Source organism: Bradyrhizobium sp. I1.14.4 (assembly GCF_050435825.1).
In the GTDB taxonomy this organism is placed as follows: domain Bacteria; phylum Pseudomonadota; class Alphaproteobacteria; order Rhizobiales; family Xanthobacteraceae; genus Bradyrhizobium.
Map to the genome: position 1 here is coordinate 150,009 of NZ_JBNDLA010000005.1, position 16,585 is coordinate 166,593.

Genomic DNA, 16,585 nt, shown 5'->3' on the forward strand with positions numbered 1-16,585 from the left:
GTGCCTAGCGGCGGTAGGGTGGATCAGGGATTGCGTCGTTTCGCGGTGACTTCGATCTCGACCTTCATCTCGGGCTTGTAGAGCCCCGCGACGATCAGCATCGTTGCGGCCGGGCGGATGTCGCCGAGAACCTCGCCGCAGACCGCGAAATGGGCATCCACGTCACGGGCGTCGGTGAGATAGTAGGTCGCGCGGACGATGTCGGCCATCGTGAAGCCCCCCTCGTTAAGGGCGGCCTCGATGGTCTTGAAGCAGTTCCGTGACTGGTTCGTGACATCGGGCGGCATGGTCATCGTGGTGTAGTCGTAGCCGGTCGTTCCCGCGACGAACGCGAAGTCGCCGTCGATCACGGCACGGCTGTAGCCGGCGGTCTTCTCAAAGGGCGAGCCGGTGGAAATCAGGCGGCGGGGCATGTTGGACCTCGGTGGAAAAAGGCTTTGTGCGGGGTTTACGGGCATTTTTGGCGCCCGCGCAACCCCTTGGAGTCTGACCTGGGATTCGGGCCTTGCGGCCGGCGCTAGTGGGACTGCTGCGTGGTGTCCGGCGGCGACGGCGGCGTGCCGGACCAGCGCCGGATCAGGATGTCCCTGACGATCATGACCGAGATCAGGACCAGCATCACCGTGGTGACGAGGCCGCGCCAGCGCGGACGCGCGCCGTCGATTGCGGGAAGGTTCTCCGACATGGCGCCCGCCCTACGCCGCGTGCGGCATGGCCAGCGGTGCCTTCCGCCGGGTCCGGGATGCCTTCGTCTTGGGCATCGCGCCGGTCGGCGTGATCATGCCCCAGGCGCCGTCCAGCGCCCCTTCGACAAGCTCGAGGCCGAGCAGCCGCTCGCGCTCGAACGCACCCGGCAGCGACAGCTCGCCGGTCGTGGCGGCCGTGAAGCCGAACCGGGTGTAATAGGGCGCATCGCCAAGCAGGATCACCGCGCCATGGCCACGCGCCTTGGCAACAGCGAGCGCGCGCAGCATGAGCGCAGCGCCGACGCCGAGGCCGCGGCAGTCGTCATCGACCGCCAGCGGCCCCAGCATCAGCGCGCTGCGGCCCCCCGCGCTGACGTGCCACAACCGCACGGTTCCAACCAGCCGGCCGTCCTGGCGCACGGCCGCAAGGCTCAGGCCTTCGGCGGGCGCGCGTCCGTCGCGCAGGCGCTGGCAAATGCGGGCATGGCGGTTCTCGCCAAAGCAGGCATCCAGCAGCGCTTCGCGCGCGACGACGTCCGAGGCACGCTCCGCACGGATCGCGAACGGGGCGGCCTTTCGGATGAGGGCAACGGGGGTGTTCCGTTTTGCAGTCATGGCACGTCAGTCCTCGCTTGCAACGGCATGTCGTGCGCCGCGGCAAGCGTCGTTCAGAAAAATCAAAAATGATCGGGAGGGAGCCGGCGGGGCCGGCTCCCGGTTTATCAGGCCTCGATCAGGAGGCGGGTCAGATGTGGTAGGTCCTCAGCGGAGGAATGCCGTTGAACGCCACCGACGAGTAGGTCGACGTATAGGCGCCGGTGCCTTCGATCAGCAGCTTGTCGCCGATCTCGAGCGTCACCGGGAGCGGATACGGCAGCTTCTCGTACAGCACGTCGGCGCTATCGCAGGTCGGACCCGCGAGCACGCACGGCGTCATGTCCGCCCCGTCATGCGGAGTGCGGATCGCGTAGCGGATCGACTCGTCCATCGTCTCGGCGAGACCGCCGAACTTGCCGATGTCGAGATAGACCCAGCGCACCTCGTCCTCATCGCTCTTCTTCGAGATCAGAACGACTTCGGTCTCGATGATGCCCGCATTGCCGACCATGCCGCGGCCCGGCTCGATGATCGTCTCCGGGATCTGGTTGCCGAAATGCTTGCGCAGCGCACGGAAGATCGACCGGCCATACTGCAGGACCGGCGGAACGTCCTTGAGATACTTGGTCGGGAAGCCGCCGCCCATGTTGACCATGGAGAGGTTGATCCCGCGCTCGGCGCAGTCACGGAACACGGTCGACGCCATCGCGAGCGCACGGTCCCACGCCTTCACCTTGCGCTGCTGCGAGCCGACATGGAACGAGATGCCGCACGGCTCCAGCCCAACGCGCTTGGCGAGGTCGAGCACCTCGACCGCCATCTCCGGGTCGCAGCCGAACTTGCGCGACAGCGGCCACTCGGCGCCGGCGCAGTCATAAAGGATGCGGCAGAACACCTTGGCGCCGGGAGCGGCGCGGGCGATCTTCTCGACCTCGGCGGTGCAATCGACCGCGAACAGGCGAATGCCGAGCGCGAAGGCACGCGCGATGTCGCGCTCCTTCTTGATCGTGTTGCCATAGGAGATGCGGTCCGGCGTCGCGCCGGCGGCCAGCGCCATTTCGATCTCCGCGACGGTCGCGGTGTCGAAGCAGGAGCCGAGCGCGGCGAGCAGCGACAGCACTTCGGGCGCCGGGTTGGCCTTCACCGCATAGAACACGCGGCTGTCCGGCAGCACCTTCGCGAAGGTCTGGTAGTTGTCGCGCACGACCTCGAGGTCGACGACGAGGCACGGCTCGGTGTCGAGACCATCCTGGCGGCGGTTGCGCAGGAATTCCTGAATACGTTCAGTCATGGCACTCTCCAACGGCCCCAGCGACGGGAACCGCATCAACATGACGTCGGGTGAGAGCGCTCCGGCCACATCGCGCGATGGAGGCGCAACGAAGCCAAAAGACTCAAACCAGACTGTGCTGCCGTGGATTGGTTGGGAGAGTTTCCCGCCCGATCACCTGGCAATGAAGGACAAGCCTTTTCAGTAGCCCGGGCCGGCGTTGGACTGCCGGTAGAGACCAAAAAAGCCCGATCCGTCGTTGCTTTAAGTCGCGTCCCCCGTGGAGAGCGGGGTGCGCCGGTTCGCCTCCGGCTGCCAGTCACGGTTGCAAAGAGTGGCGAGACCTTCAACGGCATCCCTGGAGAGAGATGCTGGCCGCCTCGTGTCCTGATGGACGTAAGCGACCCTCGGTTCTTCCACCCCTTGGCGGCTGTCCGGCCTCTTGTCCGGATACCTACCGACTGACACACGACCACAGGCACGTGCGAAATTGGGCAAGGCAGGAAATAAATCTTTTGACTTCGTGGCGCAAGAATTTTTTTGCGATAGCGACAAATTTCCCTAACGCGTGCTTGCGATCTCGCGCGCAGCACGTGTTGAAGATGAACGGCTGTTAAGAATGACTAACGAAAGCCTGTGCGTTTTAGCCCTGTGCCGCAGCGCTTTCTTGAATCGCGGGTCTCACGCACGACGCGTGAACGGCTCGACGCGCTGCGCGGCGCGGATGAAGGCGATCATGATCAGGACGCCGATGCCGAACAGCACGGCCTGCAGGATGTGCGCGGCGACATCGTCGAGCCCGAGCAGGATCGCGAGCGCCCAGCCGCCGGCGAACGCCGCGCCGAACACTTCCGCGCCGATCAGGATTGCCGCCGAGATCACCGTGATGACGCTCGGCCAGACGATGGTGCGGTTGCCTGAGGTGGAGGGCTGCATGGTCATGAAATAGGTCCTGTTCAGGGGCGCAATCTCTCCGAAAAGTGCCCATCTATCAAGCGCAAAAGGCCCAAAAATGCTGTATCGCGTGATATAGATTGGTCCGCATTTTCAAGGCGAAAACGGGATATTCGATGTCAGAAACCAGCGCAGAGGCCGAGGTTCGGAATTTGGCCAATCCCCTCCTGAAGGCATGGCAGACGCCGCTCGAGACGCCGCCCTTCGCCGAGATCAAGCCGGAGCATTTCCTCCCCGCCTTCGAGCAGGCCTTCGCCGACCATTCGGCGGAAGTGGCTGCGATCACCCACGATCCGGCACTGCCCGACTTCGACAACACCATCACGGCGCTGGAGCGCTCCGGCAAGCTGCTGTCGAAGGTCTCGGCGGTGTTCTACGACCTGGTCTCGGCCCATTCCAATCCTGCGATCCTGGAGATCGACAAGGAGGTGTCGCCGAGAATGGCGCGGCACTGGAATCCGATCATGATGAACGCCGTGCTGTTTGGCCGCATCGCCATGCTACACGAGAAGCGCGCTTCCCTCGGCCTCACCGGCGAGCAGATGCGGCTGCTGGAGCGCACCTACACCCGCTTCCGCCGCTCCGGTGCCGGGCTCGACGATGCGGCAAAGGCCCGCATGGCCGAGATCAACGAGCGCCTCGCCCATCTCGGCACCTCGTTCAGCCATCATCTGCTCGGCGACGAGCAGGAGTGGTTCATGGAGCTCGGCGAGGGCGATCGCGCTGGCCTCTCCGACACATTTGTGGCGGCCGCCAAGGCTGCGGCGGAAGAGCGCGGCATGGGTGGCAAGGCGATCGTGACGCTGTCACGCTCCTCGGTCGAGCCGTTCCTGCAGAGCTCGTCGCGGCGCGACCTGCGCGAGAAGATCTACAAGGCCTTCGTCGCCCGCGGCGACAATGGTAACGCCAACGACAACAACGCGACCATCGTGGAGATCCTCACGCTCCGCGAGGAGACCGCGAAGATCCTGGGCTTCCCGACCTACGCCGCCTACCGCCTCGAAGATTCCATGGCGAAGACGCCGGAGGCGGTGCGCGGCCTGCTGGAGCGGGTCTGGAAGCCGGCGCGGGCGCGGGCGCTTGCCGACCGCGACTCGATGCAGGCGCTGATCGCTGAAGAGGGCGGCAATTTCACTTTGGCGTCCTGGGACTGGCGCTACTACGCCGAGAAGCTGCGCCAGCGCCGCGCCAATTTTGACGATTCCGCGATCAAGCCTTATCTGGTGCTCGACCACATGATCGAGGCCGCCTTCGACTGCGCCACCCGCCTGTTCGGCGTCACCTTCGAGGAGCGCAAGGACGTGCCGGTCTGGCACCCGGATGTCCGGGTCTGGGAGGTCAAGGGCCGCGACGGCCAGCACAAGGCGCTGTTCTACGGCGACTACTTCGCGCGGTCCTCGAAGCGCTCCGGCGCCTGGATGACCTCGCTGCGCGACCAGCAGAAGCTCGACGGCGACGTCGCGCCGCTGGTGATCAACGTCTGCAACTTCGCCAAGGGCGCCGACGGCGCGCCGTCGCTGCTGTCGCCCGACGACGCCCGGACTCTGTTCCACGAGTTCGGCCATGGTCTGCACGGCATGCTCTCTGACGTCACCTATCCGTCGCTGTCGGGGACATCAGTGTTCACCGACTTCGTCGAGCTGCCCTCGCAGCTCTACGAGCACTGGCAGGAGCGGCCCGAGGTGCTGCAGCGCTTCGCCCGTCACTACCAGACCGGGGAGGCGCTGCCGGACGACCTGCTCAAGCGCTTCCTCGCCGCGCGCAAGTTCAACCAGGGCTTTGCCACCGTGGAGTTCGTCTCCTCGGCGCTGGTCGATCTCGAATTCCACACCCAGCCGGCGGCGGCGAGCTGGGACGTCCGCGCCTTCGAACAGAAGGAGCTGGAGAAGATCGGCATGCCGGCCGAGATCTCGCTGCGGCACCGGCCGACCCAGTTCGGCCACATCTTCTCCGGCGACCACTATGCGTCCGGATATTACAGCTACATGTGGTCGGAGGTGATGGACGCCGACGCGTTCGGCGCGTTCGAGGAGGCCGGCGACATCTTCGATCCGGCGACCGCCAAGCGGCTGCATGACGACATCTATTCGTCGGGCGGCTCGCGCGATCCGGAGGAGGCCTATGTCGCGTTCCGCGGCCGCGAGCCCGAGCCGGATGCGCTGCTGCGCCGTCGCGGCCTGCTCGACACGCCTGAGGCGGCCTGAAGGTGCGGTCGTCCGTGAATCGCCTGATCGCCGGGCTCGTGCTTGCGTTGTCAGTCGTGCTCGGCACGGCGGCCGCCGAGGCCCATCCGCATGTCTGGATCGTGGCAAAAAGCGAGCTGATCTACGCGCCCGACGGCACCATCACCGGGGTCCGCCACGCCTGGACCTTCGACGACATGTTCTCGACCTATGCGTTGCAGGGCATCGAGACCAAGGTCAAGGGCGCCTACAGCCGCGAGGAGCTGGCGCCGCTGGCGCAGACCAATGTCGAGTCGCTGAAGGAATACGCCTACTTCACCTTCGCCAAGGGCGACGGCAAGAAGCAGAAGTTCACCGAGCCGGTCGACTACTTCCTCGAATACAAGGATTCGTCCCTGACGCTGCACTTCACCTTGCCGGTGAAGACGCCGTTCAAGGCCAGGCAGCTCTCGCTCGAAGTGTTCGACCCGACCTACTTCATCGACTTCCAGTTCGCGCAGAAGGAGCCGGTCAAGCTGGTCGGCGCTGCTGTAGACTGCAAGATGCAGTTCGAACGGCCGAATGACGGCACCGCCGCCGCGCAGAAACTCGGCGAGCAGAACTTTCTCGATGGCGGCAACGGCAATTTCGGCATGATGTTCGCCAACAAGATCACGGTGGATTGCCCATGATGCCGATCGTCTCCCGCGCGCTGCGCGGCCTCGCCGTCTCTGCTGCCGTGCTGGCGGCATTCGCGGTGCTCGACGGGGCGGCTCATGCGCTGCTGGCGCAAAATCCGTTCGGCGCGCCGCGCGCAGCGGAGCCGCAGGGCGGGCTGGTCGGCTGGCTGCTGGCCAGGCAGTCGGAGTTTTATCGCGAGATCTCGGCGACGATCCGCGCCGCGAAATCCGACGGATCGGCGGTCTGGACGCTGCTTGCGATCTCCTTTGCCTACGGGATTTTCCATGCCGCCGGCCCCGGACACGGCAAGGCCGTGATCTCGTCCTACATGGTCGCCAATCGCGAGACCGCGCGGCGCGGCATCGTGCTGTCGTTCGTCTCGGCCCTGATGCAGTCGCTGGTCGCCGTTCTCATCGTCGGCGTCTGCGCCTGGCTGCTCAATGCGACGGCGAAGACCATGTGCGGGGCGGAGAAGGCGATCGAGATCGCAAGCTACGCGCTGATCGCGGCGTTCGGCGCCCGGCTGGTCTGGGTCAAGGGCGGCGGCTTCTTCCGCGCACTGCAGGTGCCGCGCCCGGCGCTGGCGATGGCCGGCGCGCAGCATCACGATCACGACCACCATGATCATGGCCATCACGATCATGGCCATGATCACCATCATCGTCACGCGCATGACGATCACGGCCATGATCATGATCATGGCCACGATCACGGTCATGACGCGCAGCACGTCCATGATGAGCACTGCGGCCATTCGCACGGCCCGACGCCGGCCGAGCTCGCCGGTCCCGGCGGCTGGCGGCGCGGCCTCGGCGCGATCCTCACGGTCGGGATCCGGCCGTGCTCGGGCGCGATCCTGGTGCTGGTGTTCGCGCTGGCGCAGGGCCTGTTCTGGGCCGGCATTGCCGCGACCTTGGTGATGGGGCTCGGCACCGCCATCACGGTGGCGGCGATCGCACTCGTCGCGGTGTCGGCGCGCGGCATCGCCGAGCGACTGAGCGCGGCGCGCGACGGTGGCGGCATGGTCATCATGCGCGGCCTGGAGTTCGCCGCCGCAGGCTTGGTGCTGCTGTTCGGGCTCGGGCTGCTGTTCGGCTACGTCGCGGCCGAACGGGCGACGTGCCTTTGAGGTTACCTCGCCTGCTTGCGGGGAGAGGTCGGATCGAGAAGCGATCCGGGTGAGGGGGTACAGGTATCTCCGCTTCCGAGACTCGTGGGAGCAGCCCCTCACCCCGACCCTCTCCCAGTAAGAACGGGGAGAGGGAGCAGACCAAAGCTCAACTCGTCAGATAGCCCCTGATCGCCGGCAGGAAGAAGATCGCGATGTTGATCGCAAAACCGATGCTCCAGAGGATCGAGCGCAGCGTCGGGCGGTTGCCGACATAGGTGAAGACGTAGGCGATCCGCACGATCAGAAACAGCACCGCGAGCTCATCGATCAGCCGAAGCGGGCCGACGCGGAATTCGGCGAGCAGCACGGCGAAGGCAAAGAACGGGAAGGCCTCGATGCCGTTCTGGTGCGCGCCGAGCGCGCGCGAGCGGATCGGATTGTCGTAGAAGTCGGGATCGCGCGGCTTCGAATTGTCGAAACCGCGGAAGCCGGCCCATTTCACCGATACGATCGTCAGGAGCGAGAGCATTAGCGTCCCGAAGACGCACCATTCGGCGATCGTCATGGTTCCTCCCCATATTTGGGACGGGAACGTAGCCAACCCGCACTCGGCTTGACAAGGTTGGAGCAACGCGCGAAGCCCAAAGACCCCAAGCGAAGGACGCCAAGCGCAAGGCCATCATGAGCACCGTGATCCCCTTCGAGAGCGCGAAGCCTGCCGCGGCGCCGAAGCCGGAACGGGTCGGCGTGCTCTTGGTCAATCTCGGCACGCCGGATACGGCTGATGCCGCGGGCGTCCGGGTCTATCTAAGGGAATTCCTGTCCGATCCGCGAGTGATTGAGGATCAGGGCCTGTTCTGGAAGCTGATCCTCAACGGCATCATCCTGCGCGTCCGGCCGGCCCGCAAGGCGCGCGACTATCTGAAGATCTGGAACACCGAGCGGAACGAGTCGCCGCTGAAGACCATCACGCGCTCGCAGGCCGACAAGCTGGCGGAGGCGATCGCCGATCACGATCACGTCGTGGTCGACTGGGCGATGCGCTACGGCAACCCCTCGATCAAGGAACGCATCGAGGCGCTGGCCGCGCAAGGCTGTGGCCGGCTGCTGCTGGTGCCGCTCTATCCGCAATATTCCGCCGCGACGTCGGCGACGGTCTGCGACGAGGCGTTTCGCGTGCTGGCCGCCATGCGCGCGCAGCCGATCCTGCGGGTGACGCCGCCTTACTATGATGACCCTGATTACATCGAGGCGCTTGCCGTCTCGATCAATGACCATCTCGCGACGCTGCCGTTCGAGCCCGAGATCATGGTCGCGTCGTTCCACGGCATGCCGAAGGAATATGTCGACAAGGGCGATCCCTATCAGGCGCAGTGCATTGCCACGACCAATGCGCTGCGCAAGCGGCTCGGGCTCGATGCCGACAGGCTGATCCTCACCTTCCAGTCGCGCTTCGGCAATGCCGAGTGGCTGCAGCCCTATACCGACAGGACCGTCGAGAAGCTCGCCAGGGACGGCGTACGGCGAATTGCCGTGGTGATGCCCGGCTTCTCCGCCGATTGCCTGGAGACGCTGGAGGAGATCGCGCAGGAGAATGCCGAAATCTTCCGGCACAATGGCGGCGAGCAGTTCGCGGCCATCCCGTGCCTCAACGACAGCGCCGGCGGTATGGACGTGATCCGCCAGCTCGTACTGCGCGAGCTTCAGGGCTGGATCTAGCAAGGCCGGATTTGATTGTTAACGATCCGTGACAGCGGACACGGCGGTTCGTTTGCATCTGGTAGTCCGACGGCAGCTTCCTATGTGCTAGGGATAAGAACAGCCGGCTGAACCGGCGGAGCGGTCCTGCCGACCAATGCACGACCGTGCCCGGCGACGGTCTCGCCGGTCTCGCGGGCCTGGGAGGACTTATGACTGGCTTCGATATTTTCGCGATCGCGCTTGTTCTTCTCGTCATCGTCACGCTGTTCGCCGGGATCAAGACCGTCCCGCAGGGCTATGACTGGACCATCGAGCGGTTCGGCAAATACACCCGCACGCTGTCGCCCGGCCTCAATCTGATCGTGCCCTATTTCGATCGCATCGGGCGCAAGATGAACATGATGGAGCAGGTGATCAACATCCCCGAGCAGGAGGTGATCACCAAGGACAATGCCACCGTGACGGTGGACGGCGTCGCGTTCTTCCAGGTGTTCGATGCCGCGAAGGCAAGCTACGAGGTTGCCAATCTCAACCAGGCGATCATCGTGCTGACCATGACCAACATCCGCTCGGTGATGGGCTCGATGGATCTCGACCAGGTGCTGTCGCATCGCGACGAGATCAACGAGCGGCTGCTGCGCGTGGTCGACGCTGCGGTGTCGCCCTGGGGCCTGAAGGTCAACCGCATCGAGATCAAGGACATCGTGCCGCCGGCCGACCTCGTCGAGGCGATGGGCCGGCAGATGAAGGCCGAGCGCGTCAAGCGCGCCGACATTCTGCAGGCCGAGGGCCAGCGGCAGTCCGAGATCCTGCGCGCCGAGGGCGCCAAGCAGGGCCAGATCCTGCAGGCAGAAGGCCGCAAGGAGGCTGCGTTCCGCGACGCCGAGGCGCGTGAGCGGTCCGCCGAGGCCGAGGCGAGGGCAACCCAGATGGTCAGCGATGCCATCGCCAAGGGCGACGTCGCCGCGCTGAATTATTTCATCGCCGACAAGTACATCAAGGCGTTCGGGCAATTGGCTGATTCGCCCAACCAAAAGGTGCTGATGTTGCCGATCGAGGCGACCAGCATCCTCGGTTCGCTCGCCGGTATCGGCGAGATCGCCAAGGCCACCTTCGGCGAGAGCGCCGCATCTGCCGCAGCCGCCGCGCGCCGCGGCTCGGTGCCGCCGGCCGGCTCGACGCCGCCACCGCCGGTGCCGCCGCAGCGGTGAGGGCGTGACGGCAGCAGGCCCGCAATGTGAGAGGTCAAGTCATGGCCGAGATGTTTTCGACATTGGGTACCTGGAACTGGCTGATCTTCGGCTTCATCCTAATGGCGCTTGAGCTCGCCGCACCCGGCGTGTTCCTGTTCTGGCTCGGGCTCGCGGCGCTGGTGGTCGGACTGCTGTCGTTCGTGTTCACGCCGTCCTGGCAGATGCAGCTCCTGATGTTCGCGGTGTTCGCCGCGCTGGCGGTGCCGGCGTGGCGGCATTTCGCCCGGGGCGCGACCGAGGCGAGCAAGACCAATCCGTTTCTCAACCGCCGCAACGAAGCCCTGGTCGGCCGCGAATTTACCCTGGAGAAGCCGATCATCGACGGATCAGGCACGGTACGGATCGACGATACAGTCTGGCGTGTCGCCGGCCCCGATGCGCCGGCCGGCAGCCGGGTGAAGGTGGTCCGCGCCGATGGCGCGAGTCTGACGGTCGCCGCGGTCTAGCTGCCACCCTGCTTGCTCCAGCGCTCGGCGAAGCGATTGAGCGGCGTGAAGGTCTGGAACAGCTCGCGGCCGAGCGCGGTGAGGCGGTAACCATCGTCCGTCAACTCGACGAATCCGGCATCGCGCAGCTCGGTCAACCGCGTCTGCAGGATCGTAGGCGAGGCCTCGTCGCAGGCGGTACGCAGCGCGCGCGAGGTCAGCGCGCCCTCGCGCAGCTCCCACATGATGCGCAAGGTCCAGCGCCGGCCCAGCAAATCGAGCAGCGCCATGACCGGGCGGCCGGTCCGCGAACCGCGGACGCCGCGTCTTGTGGCCGGAGCCTGCTTCGGCATGTCGCGAGTCCCCCCTTGAATGTCTCTTGCGTCGATCGCTACAGATATTGTAGCGTGTGGCTACAGTAAATGTAGCAGTGAGGTCAGGCCTTGTCACGCATCGCGCCGCTCGATCCGCCTTACGCGGCGGACGTTCAACAGCATTTCGACCGCATCATGCGCGGCAAGCCGCCGCTGCTGCTGTTCCGCGTGATGGCCGGCCATCCACGCGCCTGGGAGATATTTCGCGGCGGCAGCCTGCTGGACCGCGGACCGCTCTCGATCAGGGAGCGGGAGATCGTGATCAACCGGACCTGCGCACTCAATGCCTGCGAATATGAATGGGGCGTGCATGTCACGGCGTTCGGCGCGGCCGCCGGGCTGTCGGAGCAGCAGGTCCACGCCACCGTGCGCGGCGAGGCCGATGCCGGCTGCTGGTCGCCGGCCGAACAGGCGATGATCGCGGCGGTCGATGCGCTGCACGCGCGCGCGACGCTTGACGACGCGGAATTCGCCGCGCTCTCGGCGCATCATGACGAGGATCAGATCCTGGAGATCATCCTGCTGTGCGGCTTCTACCGCACGGTCTCCTACCTCGCCAACGCGCTGGCCCTGCCGCTGGAAGCAACCGCGGCGCAGTTTCCGAAGTGAGATGCGTAGCGTGGGTTAGCGAAGCGTAACCCACCATTTGCGCGGCGGCGGGAGAAGAGGTGGGTTACGCCTTCGGCTAACCCACCCTACGGAGCGTGACTCTTACGCCACGCCCGCGCGCAGCAAATCGTGCAGATGGATGATGCCGACCGGCTTCTTCGCATCCGTGACGATCAGCGTCGTGATCTTCGACGCGTTGAGCAGCTCCAGCGCTTCGCCGGCCAGGGTGTCTCGGCCGATCGTCTTCGGCGTCTTGGTCATGACCTCGTCGACCGACAGCGTCAGCAGGTCGGGGCGCATCTGCCGGCGCAAATCGCCGTCGGTGACGATACCGACGAGATGACCGTGGCGGTCGACGATGCCGACGCAGCCAAAGCCCTTGGAGGTCATCTCGACCAGCGCATCCGACATCCCGGTGCCGAGCGGCTTCAGCGGTAGCGCGTCACCGCTATGCATCAGGTCGCGGGCATATTTCAGCAGCGCGCCGAGCTTGCCGCCCGGATGCAACACGCTGAAATCGGTCGAGGTGAAACCGCGGCCTTCGAGCAGCGCGATCGCCAGCGCATCGCCGAGCGCCAACATCATCAGCGAGGAGGTGGTCGGCGCGAGATTGTGCGGGCAGGCCTCACGGGCCTTCGGCAGCGTCAGCTGCACGTCGGCGGCCTTGCTCAGCGTCGAGTCCTTGTCGGCGGTCATCGCGATCAGCGGAATGCCGAAGCGCGCGGCATAGGCAATCAAATTTCGCATCTCCGGCTGCTCGCCGGACCATGACAGCGCCAGAATCACGTCCTCAGTGGTGATCATGCCGAGATCGCCATGGCTCGCTTCGGCTGCGTGCACGAAGAACGCCGGCGTGCCGGTCGAGGCGAAGGTTGCGGCGATCTTGCGGCCGATATGGCCCGATTTGCCGAGCCCGGTGACGATCAGCCGTCCCTTGGCCTTGCAGATCAGCTCAGACGCTGCCGTGAACGGCGCGCCGAGGTCGGACTTGAGTGCCGCGGAGAGCGCAGCGACGCCGCTTGCTTCGGCATCGAGGGTGCGGAGCGCCGATTGAACGGCGCCGTCATCGGGGCCGGATGATTTGGTCATCAGCGGTTTCGGTTTGGCCATTTCGGATTCCAGGAGATGGGTTTTGCACCCGGGCGTCTCCCTTAGCACGTTCGATTCCGCGATGCGACGCGCGGCGGCCGATCCTCAACGGCTCATTAACCATAATTGTTTTAACTCCATTAAGGACGTTTTTCGCTGCCCGGCGGGATGCGTGCGTCAAGCATATGAATTCGTTGGAGTATTTCCATCGTGTGGCGGCGGCCAGCAAGCGGCCCAAATCGGCGCGGACGCCTCGTTCGCGTGGTTTTGCCATGCCTTCTGCCGACTGTTCTTGCGCTGACCGCGACCACCGGGCTCGCCGGCGCTCAGACCGTGACGCCGGATTTGTTCAGCCCGAGCCGCCAGAGCCAGGTGATCACACAGGATTCGCCGCTGCGCCGGACCACGGCCGATGCCTTCGATCCCCTCAACGGATTAAAGCTGCCGGACGCCGATCGCGACCGACGTTCATCGTCATCGACGTCCACGTCCCAGCGCATCGGGCAGATCCCGACCTACGGCCTCCCGGCCGCGAACGGCGCCGCGACATCGGGCTATGACTCGCTCAACCGCAAGCGCCTGAAGCCGAAATATTATCCCGGTCAGGCCAGGCCGAAGCCGCGGCCGGGACCCGGCTCGCCGGTGCCCACGACGCCGCCGCCGACCGCGGCCGGGCAGTTGCGGCTGTCGATCCCGCCATCGGAGACCGCCAACAAGACGCCGCTGCCGCCGGCGATGGCGGGCACCATCGTCGGCCAGCCGCCGCGCAAGCGGCTCAGGATCGATGACGATCCGTTCGGCGCGGTCGGCGACTATGCCGGCTCGTTCATGGTCAAGACGGCGGTCGAAGTGATGGCCGGCTACGACACCAATCCGGGCCGTTTGAATTCGCCGCAGGGCAAGGCCTTCTACATGGTGGCGCCGGAATTCGTCGCGATGTCGGACTGGGAGCGGCACGCCGTCGTCGCCGATTTGCGCGGCTCCTTCACCGGCTACGGCTCCCAGCTCACGCCGATTGACGGCACGCCGCTGTCGGCGCCGCTCGACGTCGACCGTCCGAGTTTCACCGGCCATATCGACGGCCGCCTCGACGTCTCCAAATACACGCATCTCACGGCGCAGGCCCGCCTGCTGGTCTCGACCGACAATCCCGGCAGCCCGAACGTGCAGGCCGGCCTCGCCAAATATCCGATCTACACCACCGTCGGCGGCACTTTCGGCATCGACCAGAATTTCAACCGCATGCAGGTCTCGCTCGGCGCCACCGTCGACCGCACCGATTACCAATGGTCGAAGCTGACCGACGGCACCTCGTCGTCGAACGACGACCGCAACTTCACGCAATATGGCGGTATCGGCCGTGTGAGCTACGAGCTCAATCCGGCCGTGAAGCCGTTCGTCGAGGTGGAGGGCGACAGCCGCTTCCACGACCTTTATCTCGATCGCAATGGTTACGCGCGCAACTCCTCAGGCGGTTACGCCAAGGTCGGCACGTCCTTCGAGTTCACGCGGCTGCTGTTCGGCGAGGTCTCGATCGGCTACGCGATGCGCGACTATGCCGACACGCGGCTCAACCGTCTGGAGGGCCTGCTCACCACCGCCTCGCTGACCTGGACCGCGACGCCGCTGACCACGGCCAAATTCTATTCCGATACCCAGATCGGCGAGACCACGCTGCCCGGCACCTCGGGCGTGCTGTCGCGCACCTACACCGTCGAGGTCGACCACGACTTCCGCCGCTGGCTGACTGCGATCGGCAAGTTCACCTACGGCACGCTCGACTACCAGGGCGACAACCGCAACGACACGATCTACTCGGTGTCCGCCGACCTGATCTACAAGATGACTCGCAGCCTGTGGATCAAGGGCACCGTCCGCCGCGACTGGCTGGATTCGAACCTGGCCGGACAGAGCTCGGCATCGACGGTGGTGATGCTGGGTGTGCGGGTGCAGAACTAGCTGCTGAGGATGCGTAAGTCGCATCCCAAATGAGGTGTCGTGCCCCGCGAAGGCGGGGCATCCAGTACGCCGCGGCCCATCCGTTCAAGCTCTAACATCTCTGGAATACTGGATCGCCCGCTTTCGCGGGCGATGACAGTTCAGTTTGTGATGTGCAGTCCAGCGCAACGGCCGGGGCGCTTACCCCGGCAGGTCGGTCTTGCCCATCAGGAAGCTGTCGATTGAGCGCGCGCACTGGCGGCCTTCGCGGATCGCCCAGACCACGAGCGACTGGCCGCGGCGCATGTCGCCGGCGGAGAACACCTTGGCTTGCGAGGTCCGGTAGTCCTGCAAGGAGGCGCGGACGTTGCCGCGCTGGTCGAGCTCGATGCCGAGCGTCTTGAGCAGGCCCTCGTGCACCGGATGGACAAAGCCCATCGCCAGCAGCACCAGCTCGGCGTCGAGCGTGAACTCGGTGCCGGGCAGCGGCTTGAACTTGTCGTCGACCTTGACGCAATGCAGCTTGGTGACCTTGCCGTCCTTGCCTTCGAACTTCGTGGTCAGCACGGCGTATTCGCGCACCGCGCCTTCGGCCTGGCTCGACGAGGTCCGCATCTTCAGCGGCCAGTTCGGCCAGGTCACGCCCTTGTTCTCATGCTCGGGCGGCGCCGGCATGATCTCGAGCTGGGTCACTGACTTGGCGCCTTGGCGGAACGAGGTGCCGATGCAGTCCGATCCGGTGTCGCCGCCGCCGATCACGACGACATGCTTGCCGCCGGCGAGGATGTCGGCGTCGCCGTTCAGCGGCTCGCCGGAGACGCGGCGGTTCTGCTGCGGCAGGAAGTCCATCGCGAAGTGGATGCCGGCGAGGTCGCGGCCGGGGATCGGCAGGTCGCGTGGGGCTTCCGCGCCGCCGGTCAGCGCCACAGCGTCATACTGCTTGGCGAGCTCCTGCGGGTCGATCGCGCCGGGCGTGCTTCCGCCCACCGCCTTGCCGTAGTGGAAGGTGACGCCCTCGGCTTCCATCTGCGCCACGCGGCGGTCGATGATGTGCTTTTCCATCTTGAAGTCGGGAATGCCGTAGCGCAGCAGGCCGCCGGCCCTGGCGAACTTCTCGTAGACATGCACCTCGTGGCCGGCGCGCGCGAGCTGCTGCGCGGCGGCCATGCCGGCGGGCCCGGAGCCGATCACGGCGACCTTCTTGCCGGTCTTCTGCGCGGCGAGCTCCGGCTTCACCCAGCCATTGTCCCAGGCGCGGTCGACGATCGCGCATTCGATGGTCTTGATGGTGACCGGGTTGTCGTCGATGTTGAGCGTGCAGGACGCCTCGCACGGCGCCGGGCAGATGCGGCCGGTGAACTCGGGGAAATTGTTGGTCGAGTGCAGGTTGCGCGAGGCCTCTTCCCAGTTGCCCTGATAGACGAGGTCGTTGAAATCGGGGATCTGGTTGTTGACCGGACAGCCCGGCGTGCCCGGCGCGGTCGAACCGGTGCCGTGGCAATAGGGGATGCCGCAATTCATGCAGCGCGCGGCCTGGTCGCGCGTGTCCTTCTCGCTCAGCGGAACGACGAATTCCTTGAAGCTCTTGAGCCGCTCGGCGACCGGCTCATACTTGCGCTCATTGCGGTCGATCTCGAGGAAACCTGTGATCTTGCCCATTTAAACCCGATGCCCCTGCATCATGTGTTCGTCGTGTTGGCCACTCCGGGATGCGCCTCAAGGCGCACGCCCGAAA

17 protein-coding genes are annotated in these 16,585 nt (G+C 65.5%); 8 read left to right on the top strand and 9 right to left on the bottom strand.

All coding sequences use genetic code 11. The annotated features are described in order from the left end of the window. Positions 1–23 precede the first annotated feature (23 nt). The 5 genes from ABIB78_RS12900 to ABIB78_RS12920 form a co-directional block, all read right to left on the bottom strand. Positions 24–413, bottom strand: coding sequence for a RidA family protein (locus ABIB78_RS12900; RefSeq protein WP_429024794.1), 390 nt, complete (start codon positions 411–413; stop codon positions 24–26). Positions 414–517: 104 nt separating this feature from the next. Next, positions 518–685 carry a hypothetical protein gene (locus ABIB78_RS12905; RefSeq protein WP_429024797.1) on the bottom strand — a complete coding sequence of 56 codons (168 nt, stop codon included), beginning with the start codon at positions 683–685 and terminating at the stop codon, positions 518–520. Between the two features lie 10 nt (positions 686–695). Further along, positions 696–1,301 carry a GNAT family N-acetyltransferase gene (locus ABIB78_RS12910; RefSeq protein WP_429024799.1) on the bottom strand — a complete coding sequence of 202 codons (606 nt, stop codon included), beginning with the start codon at positions 1,299–1,301 and terminating at the stop codon, positions 696–698. Positions 1,302–1,431: 130 nt separating this feature from the next. Then, the gene (locus tag ABIB78_RS12915) at positions 1,432–2,574 is read right to left on the bottom strand and encodes a type III PLP-dependent enzyme (protein ID WP_429024801.1); all 1,143 of its coding nucleotides are present in this window, start codon (positions 2,572–2,574) and stop codon (positions 1,432–1,434) included. A gap of 660 nt (positions 2,575–3,234) precedes the next feature. Then, a complete protein-coding gene (locus ABIB78_RS12920; RefSeq protein ID WP_028341358.1) occupies positions 3,235–3,495 on the bottom strand; it encodes a hypothetical protein in 261 nt (86 codons plus the stop codon). Positions 3,496–3,623: 128 nt separating this feature from the next. On the opposite strand from ABIB78_RS12920, the gene ABIB78_RS12925 reads away from it, so the two are divergent. From ABIB78_RS12925 to ABIB78_RS12935, 3 genes are read left to right on the top strand one after another with little or no spacing between them, the layout of a single operon-like run. Beyond that, entirely contained in the window at positions 3,624–5,711 is a 2,088-nt protein-coding gene (locus tag ABIB78_RS12925; protein ID WP_429024803.1) for a M3 family metallopeptidase, read from the top strand. Positions 5,712–5,725: 14 nt separating this feature from the next. After that, positions 5,726–6,361: a DUF1007 family protein gene (locus ABIB78_RS12930; protein ID WP_429024805.1), complete on the top strand. Its 636-nt coding sequence runs from the start codon at positions 5,726–5,728 to the stop codon at positions 6,359–6,361. Next, on the top strand, positions 6,361–7,479 hold the full coding sequence (locus ABIB78_RS12935; RefSeq protein WP_429024807.1) for a nickel/cobalt transporter: 1,119 nt from the start codon (positions 6,361–6,363) through the stop codon (positions 7,477–7,479). The genes ABIB78_RS12930 and ABIB78_RS12935 overlap by 1 nt, the downstream gene beginning before the upstream one ends. Positions 7,480–7,627: 148 nt before the next feature. On the opposite strand, the gene ABIB78_RS12940 is transcribed toward ABIB78_RS12935, so the two are convergent. Continuing rightward, positions 7,628–8,026 (bottom strand): MAPEG family protein, encoded by a 399-nt coding sequence (locus ABIB78_RS12940; protein WP_429024808.1) that lies wholly within the window; start codon positions 8,024–8,026, stop codon positions 7,628–7,630. 116 nt (positions 8,027–8,142) lie between these two features. Between ABIB78_RS12940 and hemH the strand changes: the two genes are divergently transcribed. The 3 genes from hemH to ABIB78_RS12955 all read left to right on the top strand — a co-directional run bounded on the left by hemH (position 8,143) and on the right by ABIB78_RS12955 (position 10,861). Continuing rightward, positions 8,143–9,180: a ferrochelatase gene (gene hemH / locus ABIB78_RS12945; protein WP_429024810.1), complete on the top strand. Its 1,038-nt coding sequence runs from the start codon at positions 8,143–8,145 to the stop codon at positions 9,178–9,180. A gap of 191 nt (positions 9,181–9,371) precedes the next feature. Next, complete coding sequence (locus ABIB78_RS12950; protein WP_429024812.1) at positions 9,372–10,373, top strand: SPFH domain-containing protein; 1,002 nt, start codon at positions 9,372–9,374, stop codon at positions 10,371–10,373. 41 nt (positions 10,374–10,414) lie between these two features. Beyond that, positions 10,415–10,861, top strand: a complete 447-nt coding sequence (locus tag ABIB78_RS12955) for an NfeD family protein (protein WP_429024814.1) — start codon at positions 10,415–10,417, stop codon at positions 10,859–10,861. Here ABIB78_RS12955 and ABIB78_RS12960 read toward each other — a convergent pair. Then, a complete protein-coding gene (locus ABIB78_RS12960) occupies positions 10,858–11,193 on the bottom strand; it encodes a winged helix-turn-helix transcriptional regulator (RefSeq protein WP_429024816.1) in 336 nt (111 codons plus the stop codon). The two genes, ABIB78_RS12955 and ABIB78_RS12960, sit on opposite strands and share 4 nt — an antisense overlap. 90 nt (positions 11,194–11,283) lie before the next feature. Here ABIB78_RS12960 and ABIB78_RS12965 point away from each other — a divergent pair, with 90 nt between their 5' ends. Then, positions 11,284–11,823: a carboxymuconolactone decarboxylase family protein gene (locus ABIB78_RS12965; RefSeq protein ID WP_429024818.1), complete on the top strand. Its 540-nt coding sequence runs from the start codon at positions 11,284–11,286 to the stop codon at positions 11,821–11,823. A 102-nt stretch (positions 11,824–11,925) separates the two neighbouring features. Here the strand turns inward: ABIB78_RS12965 and ABIB78_RS12970 are convergent, their stop codons facing one another. Continuing rightward, positions 11,926–12,933 carry a KpsF/GutQ family sugar-phosphate isomerase gene (locus ABIB78_RS12970; protein ID WP_429024820.1) on the bottom strand — a complete coding sequence of 336 codons (1,008 nt, stop codon included), beginning with the start codon at positions 12,931–12,933 and terminating at the stop codon, positions 11,926–11,928. A gap of 240 nt (positions 12,934–13,173) precedes the next feature. On the opposite strand from ABIB78_RS12970, the gene ABIB78_RS12975 reads away from it, so the two are divergent. Continuing rightward, positions 13,174–14,871 (top strand): outer membrane beta-barrel protein, encoded by a 1,698-nt coding sequence (locus ABIB78_RS12975; protein WP_429024821.1) that lies wholly within the window; start codon positions 13,174–13,176, stop codon positions 14,869–14,871. Positions 14,872–15,051: 180 nt separating this feature from the next. Here the strand turns inward: ABIB78_RS12975 and ABIB78_RS12980 are convergent, their stop codons facing one another. Next, positions 15,052–16,509, bottom strand: a complete 1,458-nt coding sequence (locus ABIB78_RS12980) for a glutamate synthase subunit beta (protein ID WP_429024823.1) — start codon at positions 16,507–16,509, stop codon at positions 15,052–15,054. Positions 16,510–16,585: the final 76 nt, after the last annotated feature.